The organism is Streptomyces sp. AF1A (assembly GCF_047340315.1).
Classification (GTDB): domain Bacteria; phylum Actinomycetota; class Actinomycetes; order Streptomycetales; family Streptomycetaceae; genus Streptomyces.
The window spans coordinates 34,377-53,533 of record NZ_JBLEBI010000031.1; the positions used below are offsets into that span (position 1 = coordinate 34,377).

Genomic DNA, 19,157 nt, shown 5'->3' on the forward strand with positions numbered 1-19,157 from the left:
GCAACGGCGAGTCCTCGCCGCAGCCGTCGTCTGAAGGGCTGAGGGATGAGAAGCGAAGCACGGGCCCGTCTGGCCCGGATGACCGAGGAACGGGGCATGGACGGGGTGTTGAGGATCAACACCTACGAGGGCGCGGACCTGCCGCCGGGTTCGAACCGGTTCTCGCCGTGTCTCTGCCCGCAGCACCGCAGTGCCACGCCCGGGTACGGCGCGGAGAAGCTGAGCGTCGCAGTACGCGAAGCCAACCAGCGCAGCCGCGGAGAGCGGCTGTGAACCGGTTAGCCGCAGTCGTCGGCCGCTACGCCGGACCGCTCCTGATCACCACCATCTCGGGATCGGTCGGCTTCGTCCTGGGCGTCGCCGCCGCATCCACCCCCACCTGACTCCTCCCCGTCACGCATCCAGGCTCCCCACCTGTGACGAGGGAGGGCCCGCCGCCGGAAGCGGTGGGCACCCCGCCCGGCTGCCTTCTTCGCAAGGGTCCGGCAGCCGGACGGGTCCAACTCCGCAGCATCCGCCGCGGAGTCCACTGAAAACCGTAAGGGAGAAAACGATGAACGTGGACGAGCTGTTCACCGGCGACCTGATCACCGGCGTCCCGGCCGTCGAAGCCGTGCTGCTCGACAAGATGCCGGGCGGCGGCGACAACAACGGCGACCACTGCAACAAGTGATCCAGGGCTGACGCCAGGCGGGGCGGGCCGTGCGCGGCCCCGCCCCGCCGCACGACATCGGAAGGGGACTACATGTTGTCGATGCGTCTGCACCTGGCCGATCTCCAGGAGCCCAGGTGGAGGTCAGAGGGCGGCCGTTGGATCAACGGCAAGAGCTGGATCGAGCCCGCGAACGTGTCCACGTTGGTCATGGAGGTCAACGACGACCAAGCGCCGCGCGTACGGGTCCGCGTGAAGGAGTGTAAGCGAGACGAGGCCGACTTCGTCGAACTAACCATGGAGCCCGGACAAGCCCGACTGGCGGCGGGTGTCTTCGGTACAGCCCCGCTCTATCTGACAGAGAAGGCCGGCGAACTGCACGCTTCGTGGGACCTGACACTGCTGCGACCGCATCTGCGGGCCGACCGTCTGGTGGCGCGTGTCGTCGCCCGCACGCTGACGAGGCAGCACCGCTACACGTCCGAGACGCTCTTCCAAGGCGTCTACCGCCTCACCGAACGAGCAGCGGCCACGTTCACCCCTTCGGGACTCAGCATCCACTACCCCGACCCCGCCGAACACGTACTTGAGCCACGTACGCTGCGGCCCGGCGTTGAACCACTCGCCGCTCTGGACGAGTTGCTGACCGACGTAATCCGCCAGGCGCCGACGGCAACCGGATGCGTGGGCGTTGAGCTGTCCGGCGGAGCGGACTCCGGGAACGTCGCCCTGGCCGTGAAAGCAGCTCGCTTCCCCCAGGCGTACAGCTTCGGCCTGCTGGTGGGAGGGAACACTGGCAGGCAGCAGCGCGAGCGGCGTCGGGCCCTTGTGGAGCACTGCGGCTTCAGCGACACGGCCACCCCCGCCATACAGCACCCACCCTTCTGCCCCGGAGGCGTGCGCGCTCTGTGCAAGCCGCACGACCCGGCGGGAGCCTTCTACCAGGAGGCGTTCGATGTCGTGCGCGAGCAGGCAGCCGCCCGGTGGTGCGAGGTCATGTTCACCGGCAGCGGCGGCGACGAGATCAACGCCCACCACTCCAGGACACAGGCCGAACTGCCGACACCCGAACCCGTACCGTGGCTCGGAGTCAAGGCAGCCCGAGCACTCGCCGAGGTGAACGAGTATCTGGCACCCATCCCGGTACTGCCCGTACCGACCCTGATGGCGTTCGGGATGCACAACCCCGGATTCCTCCGGGCCGGAATATGGCCGGTGAGTCCGCTCGCACACCCGCGGATCGTGCGGTTCATGGAGCAGCTACCGCACGAGCACAAGCGCGGCAAGGCGTTGTTCCGCGAGCGGATCCGGCGGGCCGGGCTGCCAGAGTGGGTGGCGGCGCCGACCGAACCGGAGAACTTCCTGGCCGTCTTGGAGAAGGGTTTACGTTCCTACGGCTTGCCGGTCTTGGACGACATGCTGAAGGAGTCCATCCTGGTGGACCTCGGCTACGTTGACGGCAAGGCTCTCGCCAAGGCGGGGAGGAACGCCGACTCCGCGCCGGTCGTCCCCGATCTGCTGTGCGATGTGCTCGCCCTGGAGGTCGGACTGCAAAGCCTCATGTGACCAGCCCCGACACCGAAGCGGAGCACGTGGAAGCCACCAACCTCCTGTACCGCGATCCGGCACTCTACGACGTGGTCCAGTCCGATAGCACGAGCGCCGGAATGTGCCAGACCCTGATCGAGCTGCACCGGCCGGACGCCCGGACCCTGGTCGACTTCGGATGCGGTACCGGCCGCGACCTGGAGATCCTCGCCAAGCGCTTCGAGTGCATCGGCGTGGACCTCCAGCCCGGCATGGTCGACTACGCCCACCAGGCCCGGCCCGGGCTGGACATCCGCACCGGTGACATGCGCACCGCACGACTCGGCAGCCGCATGGACGTGGTGACGTGCATGGGCAACAGCCTCGCCTACGTGCACGACAACGAGGCGATCAGCCAGGTCTTCGCCACCTTCGCCGCCCACGCCCGGCCAGGAACGCTGCTCGTGCTGTGTTCCCCCGTCGCCCCGATCACCCGGACCGAGCCGACCACCGCCACGGTCGAGATCCCGACGGGACCCGCGACCGTCACCATCCGCCACACGTGGGACCTGCGGACCCAGATCAACACCATGCACCGGCACTGGATGCTCCCCTCGGGCGACGAGGCCCGAGACGAGATCCGCAGGCGCGTCCTGTTCCCCCAGGAGCTCGAACGCTACGCCCAGGCCGCCGGCTTCGAGGTCCTGGACATGCTCGACGGCACAGGGACAGGGCTCACCGGCCCCACCGCATACACGGTGGCCCGACAAACTCCGCGGTGACCGGCGGAGCGAGAAAAGGCACCAGCACCGCCGCCCGACTCCTGACGGCAGTAGCGACGGCAACAGCCACGGACTTCCCCGCACAACCACGGACGTCAGCGGAACGCAAAAACCGCGCTGACCAGCGAAGAAGCAGGTAGAGGGGTACCGCGTAGCACACGTACTATGTGCTCGCGGGGACCACGCCGGTACTCGTTCACAACTGCGACGGCGACGTTCATTGGGTAAATGAGAACGCCGATATGAGTTCCGCTGCGCGGGCTTACGATGCGGGGGCAACGGACTCAAGAGCTGGTGTAGCTCCGGCGCTCCAGTACTACAAGGCTGGCGGGAAAAGCCTGGCTCAGATCAAGTTTGACGGTTTCGACGCGGTGAACGGAGTGATGATTGACCGGAAGGTCAGTGTCACGACCTTCAACAAGACATACCGGCAGGCCATGAACCAGTCTCTAGCGCTTGAACAGAACGGTTATACGGGTAGGCGGGAGGTCCCCACCGAAGCCGAGGCTGCACGGGCCCGAAGGGTTCTCGGTAGCCTCCTGATCACCAACATCCGAGTGAGGGTCGTGCCCTGATGGACGTCAACAAGGTCTTGGTTCGCGCATTCGTAAGTGTCGTCGTCTCGATCGATCTGACGGACGATGAAGATATCGATCCCGATATTGCAACGGACATCCTCGAACCCGCTGCCGCCCTCTTCCGTGAGCTTTCGGAAGAGGGGCGTCGGGAGGTTGTCTCGCTGATTATTGAGTGCTCTGAGCAGGAAGAGAACCCGGAGCGTCGGGCAGCTATTCTCGGGCTCCCAGAAGCCATCGGCCTTCTCGACGAAGAATGATCCGGGGAAAATTCTCCCGAATCAGCGCTGAGAACGCATGAAGCCCCCCGGAATATCCGGGGAGGGCTTCATGGCGTTGTGACGGCAGTAGTTGACGGCAACGTCAGCGGACGACGGTGGTGCATGACGGTAATTCGTCACCGTCAGCGCTGGCTGTTTCGGCGATCGCTGGGCTGTCGAGCGCGGTCCCAAGGGAATTGATGGTGTCGCGCTGGAAGCGGAGTCGGACGTGGGCGTAGACGTGACTGTGACGCCGATGTGGGCGTGGCCGAGGAGTTCTTTGATCACGACGAGTTCGACCCCCTGCTCCAGGAGCAGGGTGGCACTGGAGTGGCGGAGGCCGTGGAAGCGGATGCGGCAGAGGCTCTCCGCCGGCAAGGACGTCCGCACCTGGCTCAACCGGCTCCGCACGACCTGCCAGTGCTGCGTATACGGGGCGTGATGAGCCCCGTTGCTGCGCCGTCGGATCATGCTGCTCTCTCCGCGCTCAAATTCGCCCTGGAGCACGCCGTCCGCGAGGAGGAGATCCCGCGCTACGTCGCCCGCAACGTCCGCACGCACACCCCGGTCCCGACGCTTCACCGCCGACGAAGCCGGCCATTTCCTCACAGCCGCGGGCGGACACCGGCTGCACGCCCCTGTCCGAACTCGCCCTCCACACCGGACTCCGCAAAGGCGAACTCCTCGGCCTCCGCTGAGAAGACCTCGGGGAAGACCTCGACCTCGACCGCGGCACGGTCGCCGTCCGCCCCACCTTGCGGCGCACCAGCACGGACGGGCTGACTCACCACGCCGCCTACCAAGACCCGGGCCTTCGAGCGCCGCATCGCCCTCCCCGGCCGCTGCCGACAGTCGCCGCAACGTCATCGTCACCAAGACGGACCGCGACTTCACGACCCTCACCCTGGACACCACCCCGGTCCGCGGCCCGCCCCACACCCGCAAGCACCACGCCCACACCCTCACCACGACCTGGCACCACCCCTTCTGGGACGCCGGCCACCACCGCTGGACCGACGCCCACGACCTCACCCCCGGCACCAGGCTCCGCCAGCCCGACGGCACGACGGTCCTCGTCAGCGCGGTCCACAACTTCCACCAGCACAGGACGACGTACGACCTCACCGTCGGGAACCTGCATACGTACTATGTGCTGGCCGGGGCCACGCCGGTACTCGTTCACAACAGCAACGGCTGCCCCACCGGGAGGTTGTCGGATCCCCTACCCAGGGGGATGAACAACAAGATCGCTTCAGCCTACGACGACGTGAGGGCAGGGCGGATTCCTTCGCACGACACCTATTCAGGGCGTGAACATCCGTGGTGGGCAGGATCTAAGGAATACCGCGTGCCTGGTAGGCCGGAAACCGACAGGATCCTGGAGAAGGAGTTGCCCAACGGCTCAAGGTGTACGGTTGGACATCCACGCATTACACGAAGATTCAACGCTTCAGCGCACCCCACTTCCCTGACTCGGGGTGGAATTAGTAGCCTTATTCGTTAAATGGCGCGGTGACACTTCAGTGTCACCGCGCCAGCTCCGGTTGGGGGTCAAGTATGGCTGGTGAATTGTCTATGGTGATTGAGGCGGATTTCCCGCTGTACGTGGTGGTCGATGAGGAGTCCGGAGACGTACTCGTCGCGGCCGAAGAGGTGGAGGGATTTTTTGTCGATCCGGAGGAGGAGACGCCGGAAGTAGTATTCCTGAGGGCTCATGAGGTTGCCAGGGGTAGGCGAAGGGCTGAAGACGCAGTACTGGAGATTGTTAATCGTCGACGGGAAAAGATCGGCGAGTACTTCGTCGGCCGGGTTGTGCTCGGCGATGTCGGAGCAGAATCGTCAGACGGCAAAATTTCGAGTGTTCCGTATCGATTCTTTGGCAATCGCTGCGAGTATCCCGGGGCTGCAAAAATCTGGCGACGCTGGGCATTGGACGTCGCAATGGAGAAGGGGGAATGGCTTCGATGGCCAACGAGTCATCACAGTGCCTGGCTCCGTGTTGTCCAGAATGCTTGGTTTACCTCGAATCACAGGGCCGCCCGCTATGGAGTCGATGACGTCGTACATTTGGATGGCGCTCAAATCTCCACGAAGTCGGGATTCTTCTGCGCATTGGGCGAGGCGGTTAATGGTCCTGGTGGGTACTTTGGGTCAAATCTTGATGCTCTGGCGGACTGCATTTCTTCGAGTTTCGGAGAGGGGCCTCCGGTGAAGATTGTTTGGCGAGATTTTCGGGTGTCCCAGGAGTTGCTGGATCGCGCCTTTGTGGACTCAGTAATGGAGGTTATGCGTGAATTTAACGTGGATGTCGCCATTTGTTGACTTCTGTTTGTCGTGAATGTGCGCAAGTAAATTTGAAGCCCCGTCGGGTGGTTCCTGGCGGGGCTTCTGCGGCGGGTGACGGCAGTAGTTGACGGCAACGTCAGTGGACGAGGGCGGTGCAGGGTGGCGGCTCGTCGCCGTCGGAGCTGACCGTCTTGGTGGTCTCCCGGCTGCCGAGCGCGGTACTGAGAGTGTCGATGGCGTCGCGCTGGAGGCGGAGACGGACGTGGGCGTAGACGGTGACGCCGATGTGGGCGCGGCCGAGGAGGTCCTTGATCACGTCGTGGAAGCGGATGCGGCGGAGGCTCTCCGCCGGCAAGGACGTCCGCACCTGGCTCAACCAGCTCCGCACGACCTGCCAGTGCCGCGTGCGCGGCATCGATACGAGGCGTGATGAGACCCGTTGCTGCGCCGGCGGAGCATGTTGCTCCAAGCTGCTCTCTCCGCGCTCAGAACCGCCGATTTCTGAGGCCGCGTCCGCCCTCAGCGCTGGGGCGCCGCCCCCGGTGTGGAGACCTGCGTGGACGCGGGGGGCGTCGACGCCCGGGCCGGGCCGGCGTTCGCCGCCAGGAGCAGGGCCGCCGTGGCGATGACGGCGGCGGCGACGGCCCTTCGTGTGGTGGAGTGTCCGTAGGAGGCGGATGTACGTCCGAGCACGGTGACCTCGCAACACGACAGCGGCGTATTAAGCAGGTTTAATGCGCCGTTTAACCTAGGGGTGTTGGAGCCGAACGGCAAGAGGGCCCAAGGGAGTTGGAGGTGGCGGGGTGATGCGGGAACGGGACGATCCCGAGGTCATCGGGCGTCGGGTGCAGCAGTTGCGCGGTGAGCGGGGATTGACGCAACGTCAACTTGCGGAACCGGCCTACACGCCGGCCTACATCTCCACGGTGGAGGCGGGGCGGGTGCGCGCCTCCGACGAGGCGCTGGAGCACATCGCGCAGCGGCTCGGGGTCGCGTTCGAGGAGCTGGCCGTCGGGCGGCCCGCTCACCTCGCCACCGACCTGCGGCTGCGGCTCACCGAGGCCCAGCGCGTCCTCGCCGACGGCCGGGCGGAGGAGGCGGCCGAGCAGTACGGGGCGCTGCTCGCGGAGGCGCAGACCCACGGGCTGGCGTCCGAACAGGCCGGCGCTCTGCTGGGGCTGGGGGACTGCGCCCTGGAGACGGGCGAGTTGGGCAAGGCGCGCGAGTGCTTCGAGCGGGCCGAGGAGCGGCTGGCCGGCGAGTCGCTGGCGGCGCGCGTGCCGGCCGTACGGGGCCGTGCCGTCGCGCACTACCTGGCGGGCGAGCTGCGGTACGCCGTCTACCTGCTGGAGTCCGCCCTCGACGAGCTGAACCGCGGCGGCCTGCACGACCCCGACGCGCTGCTGCTCCTGTACGCCAGCGTCATCGGCCCGTACATGGACATGGGCGCCCACGCCCGCGCCGCCCAGGCCGCCGAGTTCGCCCTCGCCCTCGCCCCGCAGGCCGGCGACCCCGCGCTGATCGCCCGGATGCACCGGTCGGTGGCCCGTACCCTGCTCGCCGAGGGCCGGGTCGCGGAGGCCGACGCCTCCCTGGCCAAGGCGGCCGAGCTGTACCGCCAGCTGCGGCTGCGCACCGAGCTGGCCAACTGCCACTGGATGCGCGGCTACGTCCACGCCCAGAACGGCGAATGGGAGGGCGCGGAGCGGGAGTTGCGGCAGGCCCTGGCCATGCTGTCGGAGACCCGGGCCGCCCTCTACCGCAGTCAGGCCGCCGTCGAGCTCGCCGACGTCCTCCATCGCCGCGGCAAGTCCGGCGAGGCCGCCGAGCTGCTGGAAGGCGTGCTCGGGGACTTCTCCTCGGAGCGCGGCGCCGTGCACGCCGCCGCCGCGCACCGCCTCCTCGGCATCATCGCCGAGGACGCCCGCGACACCGAGGCCGCCGAGGAGCACTACGTCCGCGCCCTGAGCCTCCTGGAGCGTGCGGGCGCCGCCGGCGACCTGGCCGACCTGTGCCGGCTGCTGGGCGACCTGCTGCGCCGCACGGGCCGTATCGAGGCCGCCCTCGACGCGTACCGCACCGGGCTCGGCCACCGCACCACGCCGGGAACCACGACCCTGGGCCCGGCCCCCGCCCAGCCGCCGCTCTGAGCCGCCCCGCGCGTCCGCGCCCGCGCCTCACCCCGTGCCCGCCGAGTCGCTGCGGTGGGCCGGGTCCGGGTCTCGTGCCGCCCCGCCGCTGCCGTGCGGCCAGGTCCTCCTGTTTTCTTTCCCGCCGGGGCGATGGAGCCGCCGCTGTGAGGGCGGGTTCCGTGTTCTGTGCGTGGGCTCGGCCGGTCGCTGCGGTGAGGCCGGGTGCTGCTTTGCTCCGGGTCCGCCGAGCCACCGCCGGGACGCTGGGTCCTGCTACTCCCGCCGGCCCCGAAGAGCTACCGCCCAAAGACCCGGTCACGCGTCACACCTGGGCGCGGCCCAGTTTGCGGATGTCGGCCAGGCGCAGCGCGCCGACCTGGACGGCCGCCTGGGTGGCGTCGTTCGGGACGTCGCCGAGGCCGCCGTTGGTGAGGGCGAAGGAGTCCTGGCCGACCCGGACGGCGGCCACGTCCAGCGAGAGCGTGACGTCCTGGCCGTCGGTCGTCGTGGTGGCGAGGGTGACGTGCAGGCCCTGGCGGGCGTTCCCGACCTCAGGCAGCGAGGCGTCGGAGACCTGCACGTCCTCCACCGCCCCCTGCTCCGTGGTGGCCGTGAACCGCGCGCACTGCGCGGGCATCGTCTTCAGCCAGGCCAGCGCGGCGTCCACGTCCGCGGGGCGGCGGGCGCCGATCTGGAAGCGGAGCTGGGCGTCGGTGTCGGCGTCGTCCAGGCCGACCGCGACGCGGGGCGGGCCGCCGAGCAGTTCGTCGGTGTACAGGGCGTCCAGCAGCCGCTGGCACTGCCCGGCCGAGGTGGTCGCCTTCAGCAGCCCGTCCCGCCAGGTGGCCGCGCCGCGCGTCTCGGTCCAGGGGGCGCCGAGGTCGTTCTGGGTGACGAGCGCGGCCTGCGCCTGCTCGTCGGTGAGCCCGGTGGCGTCGCTCCGCCCGGAGGATCTGGGCGTCGGGCTCGGCCGGTCGATCGTGGGGAGGGGCTGCGGTGCGGTCGCCGGCTGCTTCAGGGTGAGGGCCGCGCAGGCGCCGAGGCCGAGGAGGCCGGCGCCGATGAGGCACAGGGTGAGGCGGCCGTGCGGGCGTATCTCGAGATTCATCGGGGTGCCTCCTGGACGGCGGGCCGGTCCTGTGCCTGCCTCCACGGCATCACCGGCCCGGCGGGCCCACCAGCGCGACGGGCCGTCCGGGTGAGGGATCACCCCTGATCAGGGGCGTGGGGAAAACCCGTGGCCCCACCCGCGCACCGCTGCTACCGTCCGGTGGCATGAAGCGCGCCCAGCAGTGCCCGTCCAGCACGACGACGCCGGAGACCGTCCCGGCGCGCTGACACCCGACCTGTCCGAAGCCCCGGGGCGAACGCCCCGGGGCTTCTGGCGTGTCACCGGGCGTTCGCCTCCCCTCGCGAGGAGGAGACCCCATGAACGACTCCGAGAACGAGCCCGTGCACGACCCCATGAACGAACGCGTGCACGACCGGCTGCCCGACCACCGCAGGCTCGGCCGCGCCCTCGACCTGTTCGACACCGACCCGCTGATGGGCGCCGGCCTGCCGTACTGGCTGCCGGACGGGGCCGTCGTACGGCACACCCTGGAGGAGTACATCCGCGAGGCCGAACGCCGGGCCGGGTATCGGCACGTGTACTCCCCCGCGCTCGGCAAACGGGAGCTGTACGAGATCTCCGGGCACTGGGACCACTACAGCGACGACATGTACCCGCCGATGCGGCTCGGGGAGGAGCAGGTCGTGCTGCGGCCCAGCCTCTGCCCGCACCACGCCCTGATCTACCGCTCCCGCTCCCACAGCTACCGCGAACTGCCCCTGCGCATCGCCGAGCTGGGCACCATGCACCGCGCCGAGCTGTCCGGCGTCCTGGGCGGCCTGACCCGGGTGCGGGCCATCCAGCTCAACGACGCCCACATCTTCTGCACCCTCGACCAGGCGGTGGACGAGGCCCGCGCCGCCCTGGAGCTGATATCCCGCGCCTACGCCGACCTCGGCATCGAGGCCGTGCGCCACCGCCTCTCCCTGCCCGGCGCGGGCGGCAAGTACGTCGCCGACCCCGCGCTGTGGCGCCGGGCCACCGCACTGCTCCGGGAGGTCCTGGACGCCTCCGGCGTGGAGTACGAGGAGGCGGTGGGCGAGGCCGCCTTCTACGGGCCCAAGATCGACGTGCAGATCGCGGACCCCGCGGGCCGCGAGTCCACCCTGTCCACCGTCCAGATCGACTTCCACCAGCCCGCCCGCTTCGACCTGCACTACATCGGCGCCGACGGGGCGCGGCACCGCCCGGTGATGGTGCACCGCAGCGTCATCGGCAGCGTGGAGCGGGCCGTGGCCCACCTCGTCGAGGCGCACGGCGGGGCCTTCCCGCCCTGGCTGGCGCCGGTCCAGCTGGTCGTGCTGCCGGTCGCCGAGGAGCAGGCCGGCCAGGCGGCGGCCGTCGTCGAGGCGGCCCTCGCGCGGGGCCTGCGCGCCGAGCTCGCCGGGCCCGGGCAGGGCACCCTGGGCGCCCGGATCCGCGCCGCGCGCCTGGTGCCGTACCAGGCGGTGATCGGCGCGAGGGAAGCCGGGGCGGGGCGGGCCGCCGTACGGCTGCGGGACGGGCGGCGGCCCGGTGAGCTGCCGGTGCCGGAGCTGCTGTCCCGGATCGCGGAACGGGTGTCGGCGCGGGGCACCGCGCTGTGGGCCTGACCCGGACCAGGACCCTAGGGTTCGAGGGTCGGACGCGACGAAGGAGCCCGCTGTGACCGGTCAGCCCATCCCCGTGATCATCGACTGCGACACCGGCGTCGACGACGCCCTGGCCCTGCTGCTCGCCGTGCGCCACCCCGGCCTCGACCTCAGGGCGGTGACCTGTGTCGCCGGGAACACCGACGTCGACGGGGTGGTCCGCAACACCCTGACCGTGCTGGAGCAGGCGGGTGCCCCGGACATCCCGGTGGGCCGGGGCGCCGAGCGCCCGCTGATCGAGCCGGCCCGCCCGGCCCGGCACGTGCACGGCCTGGACGGCATGGGCGACCTGGGCCTGCCCGCGCCGAACCGCGCCCCCGCCCCCGTGGACGCGGTGACCCTCCTGCGCCGCGAGATCCTGGCCTCGCCCCGCCCGGTGACGCTGATCCCCACCGCCCCGCTGACGAACATCGCGCTACTGCTGCGGACCCACCCGGAGGTGACCCGCAACATCGAGCGGATCGTCTTCATGGGCGGCGCGGTCGCCACCGGGAACGCGACCCCGGTCGCCGAGTTCAACGTCTGGCACGACCCGGAGGCGGCGGCGATCCTGCTCACCGCCGGGGTGCCGATCACGATGTACGGGCTGGACGTCTTCCAGCGGGTGGTGGTGCCCGCCGCGGCCGTCCACCGGCTGCGCACGAGCGGTGAGCCCGGCACCCGCCTGGCCGGCGAGCTCCTCGCCCACCGCCCGGCCGCCCAGGGCGAGCCCCCGCAGGCGGAGGAGGCGGGCGGTCTCGGGGACGCGGGCGCGGTGTGCGCGGTCGCCGACCCGGGCGGCATCACCACCCGGGTGCTGCCGGTCGAGGTCTGCCTCGCCCCCGGCCCCACCCGCGGCCAGACCGTCGTGGACCGCCGCCCCCGGCCCGGCGAGTCCGAGATCCACGAGGGGCGGCGGGAACAGCCGCTCGTGGACGTCGCGTTGGAGGTGGACGTGGACCGGTACGTGAAGCTCTACCTGGAGACGGTGACACGTCCCTGAGGCACGTGACGCTTCAACACCGGGCGTCCCCCGCCGATGTCCCCGACCTCACCGGGCCACACACCTAGCCCACGGTCGGGCTCGGGCTCGGGGTCGCACCGCCGCCGCCCGTGATGCCGCTGAGGTCCAGCGGCGAGGACGTGGGGTGCGGCGGCGGTGTCAGCACCACCTCCGGCTGGCCTGCGGGCGGGGGCGGCGGGGTCAGGGCGCTGTTGGGCAGCTTCGGCGGGGTGGTCTGCTGGAAGAGCGTCTGGTCGAAGTCGACCAGGCCGGTCTTCTCCATCACCGTGATGTGGTCGAGCACGGTGTCGTTGGCCTGGTCGGCGAGCGCGCGCACCAGCGAGTTCTTGGTCGTGGAGCGGATCTTCGCGATGGTGTTGAAGATCGAGCCGTGTGTCATCCGCAGGATGTTCGCGAAGTCGACGTCGAACTGCTTGCCGCTGTCCGCCTTCAACTGGCTGACGAAGCCCTGCTGCTGAGGGCTCGCCACGTTGGGCAGGGTGATGTTCAGCATGGGCGCGATCTTGCGGCAGCTCGCGTCCAGCGCGGCGTGCCCGTCGATCAGGTGCTTGCTGGCCGTGAGGACACCCGGCGTGGTCCCCTTCTGCAGGCCCATCTGGCCCACCGGGTACTCCCACAGGCCGGCCGCCCGCACCTTCACGACGAAGTCCCGGTCCCCCTCGGTGAGCGGCCCCCACTGGGTGTTGGCGATGACGCGGTCCTGCGCGGTGGTGACCTTGTTCAGACCGAGCATGCTCGGATAGGCGAGCGCCACCAGGGTCATGGCCATGGCACCGCCCACGAAGAGGGTTCCCGTCGCGTTCCGCGAAAAGCGCACCGTGTCTCCTGCCCGGTCGTGGATCCCGCCCACAGGTCGGCGTGGGCGTTCGGACGCACAGGAGTACGGACGAGAAAGCGATCCTTCTCTGCGGCTCGGGTAAAAACTGCGCAGGGCGCCAACCAGCCGGTCCGCGCCGGTGTCTTGACATCCGTGGCGAACGGTTGGCGAAACGTTGACCCGTGCTCGGGAGCGGCTGTTTCGGCGGCACGCTGGAGGAGAAGCGCATGACGGCGGTGTTCTTCTGGATGGCCTGACACCTGGATGGCCTGAAACCGGCGCCCCGGCGACCGGTGACAACGAGGGTCACCCTGCCGGAGGATGGCCCGGTGATCGAACAGACAGATCAGCCGGCCGCCCGCCCTCCCCGGTTCAGGTCGGTGGGGGTGCCGGGTCGACTGGCCGCCGGGGGGCTGCTGCTGGCGGGGCTCGGCCAGGTCGCCCGGGCGGTGTGGGAGGTGCGGCTGGCGTTGGCCGGGGAGCCGGCCGCGGGGCCGCCGGACCAGGGCAACGGGGTGCACCGGCCGCTCGACGCGCTGGAGGAGTCGTACCACGTCGTCACCTCCGTCGGGAACGGCCTCGTCGCCCTCTGCGCGGCCCTGTTCATCGGGTGGCTGTGGCGGGTGTGGGACAACGGGCGCGCGCTGTCGGGGCGACGGCCCAAGTACGCCGGTGTCTGGGTGTACCTGGGGTGGGTCGTGCCCCTGGCCAACCTGTGGGTTCCGCGCGGCATCGTCGCCGACGCCTTCCGGAGCACCGCGCCGGGGCGCAGGCTGCCCGTCTCCGTCAATGTGTGGTGGGGACTGTGGGTGGCCGGGTTGATCAGCGGGGTGGGGCTCTTCTACGGCGAGTCCACCGACGAGACCATCGCCCGCGCGTACACCGGCGTGTGGCCGTTGCTCCTGTCCGACGCGGTCGTCGTGGGCGCCGCCGTCGCCGGGGCCGTCGCGGTGCGCACCGTCACCGCCGTACAGCTGCGGAGACTGCGGGAGGCGGCGGGCCCGGAGGACCCCGTGAGCGCACCGGCCGGGCTCTGAGGGCTACGGCCGGCGGAGGCCCTCCGGGTGCGGGATCCGGGGTCGTGGGGTACGGATGGTGGGCGTGGGTGTCATCGCGATCGTGGGTGCCGGGCCGGGGCTCGGGGCCGCCGTCGCGCGCCGGTTCGGGCGCGAGGGGTTCGACGTCGCCCTTCTCGCGCGCGACCGGAACCGGTTGGACCTGCTGGTGCGGGAGCTGGGCGAGGCCGGGGTCACCGCGCGCGGGTTCCCCGCCGACGTGCGCAGGCCGGAGGAGCTGGCCCGGGCACTCGGCGAGGCCGGGCGGGAGCTGGGGACCGTGGAGGTGCTGCAGTACAGCCCGGTGCCGCACCGGGACTTCATGCGGCCCGTGCTCGACACCGGGCACCGGGACCTCGTGGGGCCGATCGAGTTCTCGGTGTACGGGCCCGTGGCCGCCGTTCAGCAGGTGCTGCCGGGGATGCGCAGACTCGGGCGCGGAACCATTCTGCTGGTCAACGGCGGGACCGCCGTCGTGCCCCACACCGAGCGGGCCGGGACTTCCGTCGCCTTCGCCGCCGAGAGCGCGTACGGGCATCTGCTGCACGAACGCCTCGCGGGCGAGGGCATCCACGTGGCGCAGTTGGTGATTCCGGGCGCCATCACGCCGGGGCATGCCCGCAAGGACCCGGACGTGCTCGCCGAGAAGCTGTGGACCATGCACCGGGAGCGGCGCGGGTTCCGGCACTACGCCGACGACCTCGACAGTCGATGACGGCCGATGAGGGCTGCCCAGGATGGGCCCGGTCGGTCCGGGGCCGGACCGGCGGCAGGCCGCTCACACTGCGTGAAGAGCATTTCTGGGCCAATATGGTGATGTTGGCCGTATCGCTCTCTACAAGGGGGCCTCCATGGCTGTGGCAATCCCGCCGCTCATCGGAACCTCCCGGCTGCGGAGCCGGGGCGGACTGCTGGGCGAGTGTCTGGCGGAGTTCCTCGGGACTATGGTCCTCATCCTCTTCGGCTGCGGCTCGGTCGCGATGGCGGTCGCCGCGCTGCCCGGCTCGGGCCGTGCCGCGACACCCACCACGATCTTCCTCGCCGCCGGCGACTGGCTGCTGATCGTCTGGGGCTGGGCGATGGCCGTCGTCTTCGGCGTCTACGTGGCCGGCGGGGTCAGCGGCGCCCACATCAACCCGGCGGTGACGCTGGCGATGGCCGTGCGCCGCGGTTTCCCCTGGGTCAAGGTGCTGCCGTACTGGTTCGCGCAGGTGGTCGGCGCGCTCACCGGTGCCGCGCTGGTCTACGCGGTCTATCACCAGGCCATCAACGCGTTCGACGCCGCCTCCAAGCCGCCGAAGGTGAACGGGCACACGAACGCGACCTTCTCCATCTTCGCGACCTTCCCCGCGCAGTACTACCACGGCAGTCTCTGGGGCCCGCTGGTCGACCAGATCGTGGGCACGGCGCTTCTGCTCATGCTGATCGCCGCGATCCTCGACCTGCGCAACCAGGCCGTCAAGGCCAACCTCGCGCCGCTGGTCATCGGCTTCGTCGTCGCCGCCATCGGCTTGTCCTACGGCGCGAACGCGGGCTACGCCATCAACCCGGCCCGCGACTTCGGGCCGCGCCTGTTCACCTACGCGGCGGGCTGGGGCAGTCTGGCGTTCCCGGGGAGCCTGACCGGCTCGTTCAGTGCCTATTGGTGGATCCCGATCGTCGGGCCGCTGATCGGTGGGGTGATCGGAATCCTGGTGTACGACCTGTTCGTCGGCGACGTGCTCGTCGTACGCGGGGAGCTGGCCGAGCTGCCCGAGCCGGGCCGGACCCGGCCCGTGAAGTCGGCCGAGGAGGAGGACCTCTAGGGTCTTTGAGCGGCTTTCAGGACCCTTCCAGGCCCTTGCCCTTGTCCGGTCGGGCTCCCCAGCCGCCGTTGCCCGTGCGCCCGCACGGCGGGCCGAGGACGCGTCTCCTCCAGGGCGGCCGGCGCCCGGCGCCCGGGCGTGCAGAAAAGGGTGCCGGGGTCCGCCCAAGTCGCGGTTCACAGCGGCCGGTTCGGCCAGTCCAGCAGACGCGCTCCGATCACCGCCGTCTGGAGCATGTAGCGGTGCGCCGGGTCGGCCGGGTTCGCCCCGGTGAGGTGGTGGATGCGGTCCAGGCGGTAGGTGAGCGCACGGACGCTCAGGGAGAGCCGGCGGGCGGCCTCGGCGGCCACGCACCCGGCGTCGAAGTACGCGGTGAGCGTCTCCAGCAGCGGCCCGGCCCCGCCCCGGGCCGAGGTCAGCGGGCCGAGCGTGTGCCGCACCAGGTCGGCCATGGCCTGCCGGTCGCGGGCGAGCACCGGGTAGACGAGCAGGTCGGCGGCGCGCAGCACCGGCCCCTCCAGCTCCAGCCGGTCCGCCATCTCCAGCGCGGCCAGGGCCTCTTCGTACGACTGCACGACCCCGCCGGGCCCGGGCTGCGGGCGGCCGATCGCGATCCGGCCGCCGTCGGTGGCCGCGTGCGCCTGCTTCGCGAAATAGGTGAGGATCTCGTCGCTGTCGCCGGGCGCGATGCACAGCAGCCGGCCGTTCTTGGTGGTGAGCAGAATGCTGTGGGAGTCGAACCGGGCGAGGACGGCGGCCTCCACCCGGCGGGCGACCGGCCCGCCCTCGGCGTAGCCCTGGGCGCCCTCGGCGACCGCGACCGCGTGCGCCTGGGACAGCCGCAGGCCGAAGCGCTCGGCATGCTCGGCGAGCCGGCCCAGGTCGCTGCGGCCGTAGAGCAGGTCGTCGATGAACTCGCGGCGGGCCGCCTCCTCCCGGCGCACGGTGAGCCGTTGGGCGCGCTCGTAGCCGTCGGCGAACGCGTCGATCGCCTGCTCCACGGCGGCGAGGGCCGCCAGTGTGCCCTCCGTCGTGCCGGGGCCGGCCGGCCAGGCGGCGCGGGCCGCGGCCACATGGGCGACGACGAGGGCGCGCAGGCCGTGACCGGCCTCGGCGGCCCGTTCCCCGAAGGCGCGGCGGGCCTTCAGCTCCTCCCGGCTCAGGCGCCGGCCGGTGGTCGCGACCTCGGCCAGGGTCCGTGCGAAGCCGTCGAGATAGCGCTCGGGAATGTCGTGCTCCGCCACCCTGCCCCGTTCCCCCGTGCATCCTGACGCCGCGCTGACGTCTTCTTGACGTGTGTCCGGCACGCAGACAGTAATGAACACTGCCGGAAACCGGCAATGCGCAGGCGGGCGCACCGGCCGCACCATCCTCTGCGGGGAGCACTACGGGGGTTTCCGGTGCGGGGCACCGGCAGTTGCGCCGCACCGGAACGCCGGGGGCTCCTACTCACCGTCTGACACAAGGACGTATGCCATGGAAGCCCTCGGCGTGCTGGTCGCCGCCTGCCTGTTCCTCGCCGTCCTGGCGCTGCTCGCGTTCTCCCGGCTGTACCGGAAGGTGGACCAGAGCCAGGCCCTGATCGTGTCGAAGACGCGGCGGGTCGACGTGTCCTTCACCGGGCAGGTCGTGCTGCCGATCCTGCACAAGGCCGAGGTCATGGACATCTCGGTGAAGACGATCGAGATCAGCCGCTCCGGCCGGGACGGGCTGATCTGCCGGGACAACATCCGCGCCGACATCCGGATCCTGTTCTTCGTGAAGGTCAACAAGACCGTCCAGGACGTCATCAAGGTCGCCCAGTCCGTCGGCACCGAGCGCGCCAGCCACCAGGACACGCTGCAGGAGCTGTTCCACGCGAAGTTCTCCGAGGCGCTGAAGACCGTCGGCAAGCAGATGGACTTCACCGACCTCTACACCAAGCGCGAGGAACTGCGGTACCACATCATCGAGTTGATCGGCGTCGACCTCAACGGCTACCACCTCGAGGACGCCGCGATCGACTACCTGGAGCAGACCCCGCTCACCCAGCTCGACCCGGCCAACGTCCTCGACGCCCAGGGCATCCGCAAGATCACCGAGCTGACGGCGATCGAGCACGTGCGCACCAACGAGGCCAAGCGCACGGAGCAGAAGGAGATCACCCGGCAGGACGTCGACGCCCGCGAGGCCATCCTGGAGCTGGAGCGCCGGCAGGCGGACGCCGAGATCAAGCAGAGGCGGGAGATCGAGACCTCCCGCGCCCGCGAGGAGGCCGAGACCGCCCGCGTGGTGGAGGAGGAGCGGCTGCGCGCGCAGGGCGCCTTCCTGCGCACCGAGGAACAGCTGGGCGTGCAGCGGGAGAACCAGGCCCGGGAGATCGCCGTCGCCGCGAAGAACCGCGAGCGGGTCATCGCCGTCGAGAACGAGCGCATCGAGAAGGACCGGCTGCTCGAGGTCATCGCCCGGGAACGGGAGACCCAGCTGACCCGGATCTCCGCCGAGAAGGAGGTCGAGGCGGAGAAGCGGGACATCGCCGAGGTCATCCGGGAGCGGGTCGCGGTGGACCGCACGGTCGCCGAACAGGAGGAGTCCATCAAGAAGCTGCGCATGGTGGAGGAGGCCGAGCGCGAGCGGCAGGCGCTCGTCATCGCCGCCGAGGCGGAGGCGCAGGAGAAGCTGGTCAAGGACATCAAGGCCGCCGAGGCAGCGGAGCAGGCGGCCACACACCGCGCCGCCGAGGAACTCACCCTCGCCGAGGCCCGGTTGAAGACCGCCGACCTCGACGCGCGGGCGAAGCTGCGGACGGCCGAGGGCGTCCAGGCGGAGGCCGCCGCCGAGGGGCTTGCCGCCGTCCAGGTCCGCGAGAAGGAGGCCGAGGTCACCGTGAAGGCCGGCCGCGCGGAGGCGGAGGCCACCGAGGCGCGGCTCAGGGCCGAGGCGGAGGGCGCGCGGGCCAAGGGCCTGGCCGATGCGGAGGGCGCCAAGGCGAAGGCGCTCGCCGAGGCCACCGCCATCGGGGAGAAGCTGAAGGCCGAGGCCGCCGGCCTGACCGAGAAGGCCGCCGCGATGGCCGCCCTGGACGAGGCGTCCCGCGGGCACGAGGAGTACCGGCTGCGGCTCCAGGCGGAGAAGGAGATCCGGCTGGCCGGCCTGGAGACGCAGCGGCAGGTCGCCCAGGCGCAGGCCACGGTCCTCGCCACCGGCCTGGAGAACGCCGACATCGACATCGTCGGCGGGGAGTCCGTCTTCTTCGACCGGCTGGTGTCCGCGGTGTCGCTCGGCAAGGGGGTGGACGGTTTCGTCGACAACTCCCGTACCGCGCAGGCGCTCACCAGGCCCTGGCTGGACGGTACGGGCAGCTTCACCGACGACCTCTCCCGACTCCTCGGCTCCCTCGGGTCGGCGGACGTGCGGAACCTGACGGTCTCGGCGCTGCTGATGAAGCAGATCAAGGGCGGCGGCCCGCAGGCGGGCCGGCTCCAGGAACTCCTCGACCGCGCGAGTGAACTGGGCCTCGCCGACACGCCGGTGACCGCCCT

At 70.4% G+C, this 19,157-nt stretch carries 20 protein-coding genes and 1 pseudogene; 15 read left to right on the forward strand and 6 right to left on the reverse strand.

Annotated features, from left to right (window positions below):
• Positions 1-45 precede the first annotated feature (45 nt).
• The 5 genes from ACLU3S_RS12655 to ACLU3S_RS12675 all read left to right on the forward strand — a co-directional run bounded on the left by ACLU3S_RS12655 (position 46) and on the right by ACLU3S_RS12675 (position 3,796).
• Complete coding sequence (locus ACLU3S_RS12655; protein WP_413951881.1) at positions 46-273, forward strand: hypothetical protein; 228 nt, start codon at positions 46-48, stop codon at positions 271-273.
• 481 nt (positions 274-754) lie between these two features.
• A complete protein-coding gene (locus ACLU3S_RS12660) occupies positions 755-2,218 on the forward strand; it encodes an asparagine synthase-related protein (RefSeq protein WP_413951882.1) in 1,464 nt (487 codons plus the stop codon).
• A complete protein-coding gene (locus tag ACLU3S_RS12665; RefSeq protein ID WP_413951883.1) occupies positions 2,215-2,961 on the forward strand; it encodes a class I SAM-dependent methyltransferase in 747 nt (248 codons plus the stop codon). Before ACLU3S_RS12660 ends, ACLU3S_RS12665 begins: the two co-directional genes overlap by 4 nt.
• 167 nt (positions 2,962-3,128) lie before the next feature.
• A complete protein-coding gene (locus tag ACLU3S_RS12670; RefSeq protein ID WP_413951884.1) occupies positions 3,129-3,536 on the forward strand; it encodes a hypothetical protein in 408 nt (135 codons plus the stop codon).
• Positions 3,536-3,796: a hypothetical protein gene (locus tag ACLU3S_RS12675; RefSeq protein WP_413951885.1), complete on the forward strand. Its 261-nt coding sequence runs from the start codon at positions 3,536-3,538 to the stop codon at positions 3,794-3,796. Before ACLU3S_RS12670 ends, ACLU3S_RS12675 begins: the two co-directional genes overlap by 1 nt.
• A gap of 21 nt (positions 3,797-3,817) precedes the next feature.
• On the opposite strand, the gene ACLU3S_RS12680 is transcribed toward ACLU3S_RS12675, so the two are convergent.
• A complete protein-coding gene (locus ACLU3S_RS12680; protein ID WP_413951886.1) occupies positions 3,818-4,207 on the reverse strand; it encodes a tyrosine-type recombinase/integrase in 390 nt (129 codons plus the stop codon).
• Between ACLU3S_RS12680 and ACLU3S_RS12685 the strand changes: the two are divergent.
• The 3 genes and pseudogenes from ACLU3S_RS12685 to ACLU3S_RS12695 all read left to right on the forward strand — a co-directional run.
• Positions 4,143-4,672: pseudogene (locus tag ACLU3S_RS12685) on the forward strand (site-specific integrase); the annotation flags it as partial. The gene ACLU3S_RS12680 and the pseudogene ACLU3S_RS12685 sit on opposite strands and share 65 nt — an antisense overlap.
• 28 nt (positions 4,673-4,700) lie before the next feature.
• Positions 4,701-5,300 (forward strand): polymorphic toxin-type HINT domain-containing protein, encoded by a 600-nt coding sequence (locus ACLU3S_RS12690; protein WP_413951898.1) that lies wholly within the window; start codon positions 4,701-4,703, stop codon positions 5,298-5,300.
• A 53-nt stretch (positions 5,301-5,353) separates the two neighbouring features.
• Entirely contained in the window at positions 5,354-6,118 is a 765-nt protein-coding gene (locus ACLU3S_RS12695; protein ID WP_413951887.1) for a barstar family protein, read from the forward strand.
• 100 nt (positions 6,119-6,218) lie between these two features.
• Here the strand turns inward: ACLU3S_RS12695 and ACLU3S_RS12700 are convergent, their stop codons facing one another.
• Both ACLU3S_RS12700 and ACLU3S_RS12705 read right to left on the reverse strand, forming a co-directional pair.
• Positions 6,219-6,437 (reverse strand): hypothetical protein, encoded by a 219-nt coding sequence (locus ACLU3S_RS12700; RefSeq protein WP_413951888.1) that lies wholly within the window; start codon positions 6,435-6,437, stop codon positions 6,219-6,221.
• 164 nt (positions 6,438-6,601) lie between these two features.
• Entirely contained in the window at positions 6,602-6,775 is a 174-nt protein-coding gene (locus ACLU3S_RS12705; RefSeq protein ID WP_413951889.1) for a hypothetical protein, read from the reverse strand.
• 113 nt (positions 6,776-6,888) lie between these two features.
• Between ACLU3S_RS12705 and ACLU3S_RS12710 the strand changes: the two genes are divergently transcribed.
• A complete protein-coding gene (locus ACLU3S_RS12710; protein WP_413951890.1) occupies positions 6,889-8,232 on the forward strand; it encodes a tetratricopeptide repeat protein in 1,344 nt (447 codons plus the stop codon).
• Between the two features lie 304 nt (positions 8,233-8,536).
• Here the strand turns inward: ACLU3S_RS12710 and ACLU3S_RS12715 are convergent, their stop codons facing one another.
• Complete coding sequence (locus tag ACLU3S_RS12715) at positions 8,537-9,322, reverse strand: hypothetical protein (RefSeq protein WP_413951891.1); 786 nt, start codon at positions 9,320-9,322, stop codon at positions 8,537-8,539.
• 356 nt (positions 9,323-9,678) lie between these two features.
• Here ACLU3S_RS12715 and thrS point away from each other — a divergent pair, with 356 nt between their 5' ends.
• Together thrS and ACLU3S_RS12725 are read left to right on the forward strand one after the other, a co-directional pair.
• The gene (thrS, locus tag ACLU3S_RS12720; protein WP_413951899.1) at positions 9,679-10,917 is read left to right on the forward strand and encodes a threonine--tRNA ligase; all 1,239 of its coding nucleotides are present in this window, start codon (positions 9,679-9,681) and stop codon (positions 10,915-10,917) included.
• 52 nt (positions 10,918-10,969) lie between these two features.
• On the forward strand, positions 10,970-11,938 hold the full coding sequence (locus ACLU3S_RS12725; RefSeq protein WP_413951892.1) for a nucleoside hydrolase: 969 nt from the start codon (positions 10,970-10,972) through the stop codon (positions 11,936-11,938).
• Positions 11,939-12,002: 64 nt separating this feature from the next.
• Here the strand turns inward: ACLU3S_RS12725 and ACLU3S_RS12730 are convergent, their stop codons facing one another.
• Positions 12,003-12,722 carry a DUF4142 domain-containing protein gene (locus ACLU3S_RS12730; protein ID WP_413951900.1) on the reverse strand — a complete coding sequence of 240 codons (720 nt, stop codon included), beginning with the start codon at positions 12,720-12,722 and terminating at the stop codon, positions 12,003-12,005.
• 383 nt (positions 12,723-13,105) lie between these two features.
• Here ACLU3S_RS12730 and ACLU3S_RS12735 point away from each other — a divergent pair, with 383 nt between their 5' ends.
• The 3 genes from ACLU3S_RS12735 (at position 13,106) to ACLU3S_RS12745 (ending at position 15,636) form a co-directional block, all read left to right on the forward strand.
• On the forward strand, positions 13,106-13,813 hold the full coding sequence (locus tag ACLU3S_RS12735) for a DUF4328 domain-containing protein (RefSeq protein ID WP_413951893.1): 708 nt from the start codon (positions 13,106-13,108) through the stop codon (positions 13,811-13,813).
• A gap of 55 nt (positions 13,814-13,868) precedes the next feature.
• Positions 13,869-14,546 (forward strand): SDR family NAD(P)-dependent oxidoreductase, encoded by a 678-nt coding sequence (locus ACLU3S_RS12740; RefSeq protein WP_413951894.1) that lies wholly within the window; start codon positions 13,869-13,871, stop codon positions 14,544-14,546.
• 136 nt (positions 14,547-14,682) lie between these two features.
• Positions 14,683-15,636 carry an MIP/aquaporin family protein gene (locus tag ACLU3S_RS12745; protein ID WP_413951895.1) on the forward strand — a complete coding sequence of 318 codons (954 nt, stop codon included), beginning with the start codon at positions 14,683-14,685 and terminating at the stop codon, positions 15,634-15,636.
• A gap of 176 nt (positions 15,637-15,812) precedes the next feature.
• Here the strand turns inward: ACLU3S_RS12745 and ACLU3S_RS12750 are convergent, their stop codons facing one another.
• Complete coding sequence (locus tag ACLU3S_RS12750) at positions 15,813-16,880, reverse strand: PucR family transcriptional regulator (RefSeq protein ID WP_413951896.1); 1,068 nt, start codon at positions 16,878-16,880, stop codon at positions 15,813-15,815.
• Between the two features lie 232 nt (positions 16,881-17,112).
• On the opposite strand from ACLU3S_RS12750, the gene ACLU3S_RS12755 reads away from it, so the two are divergent.
• Positions 17,113-19,157 (forward strand): flotillin family protein (locus ACLU3S_RS12755; RefSeq protein WP_413951897.1); only part of this gene is annotated, 2,045 nt, incomplete at its 3' end.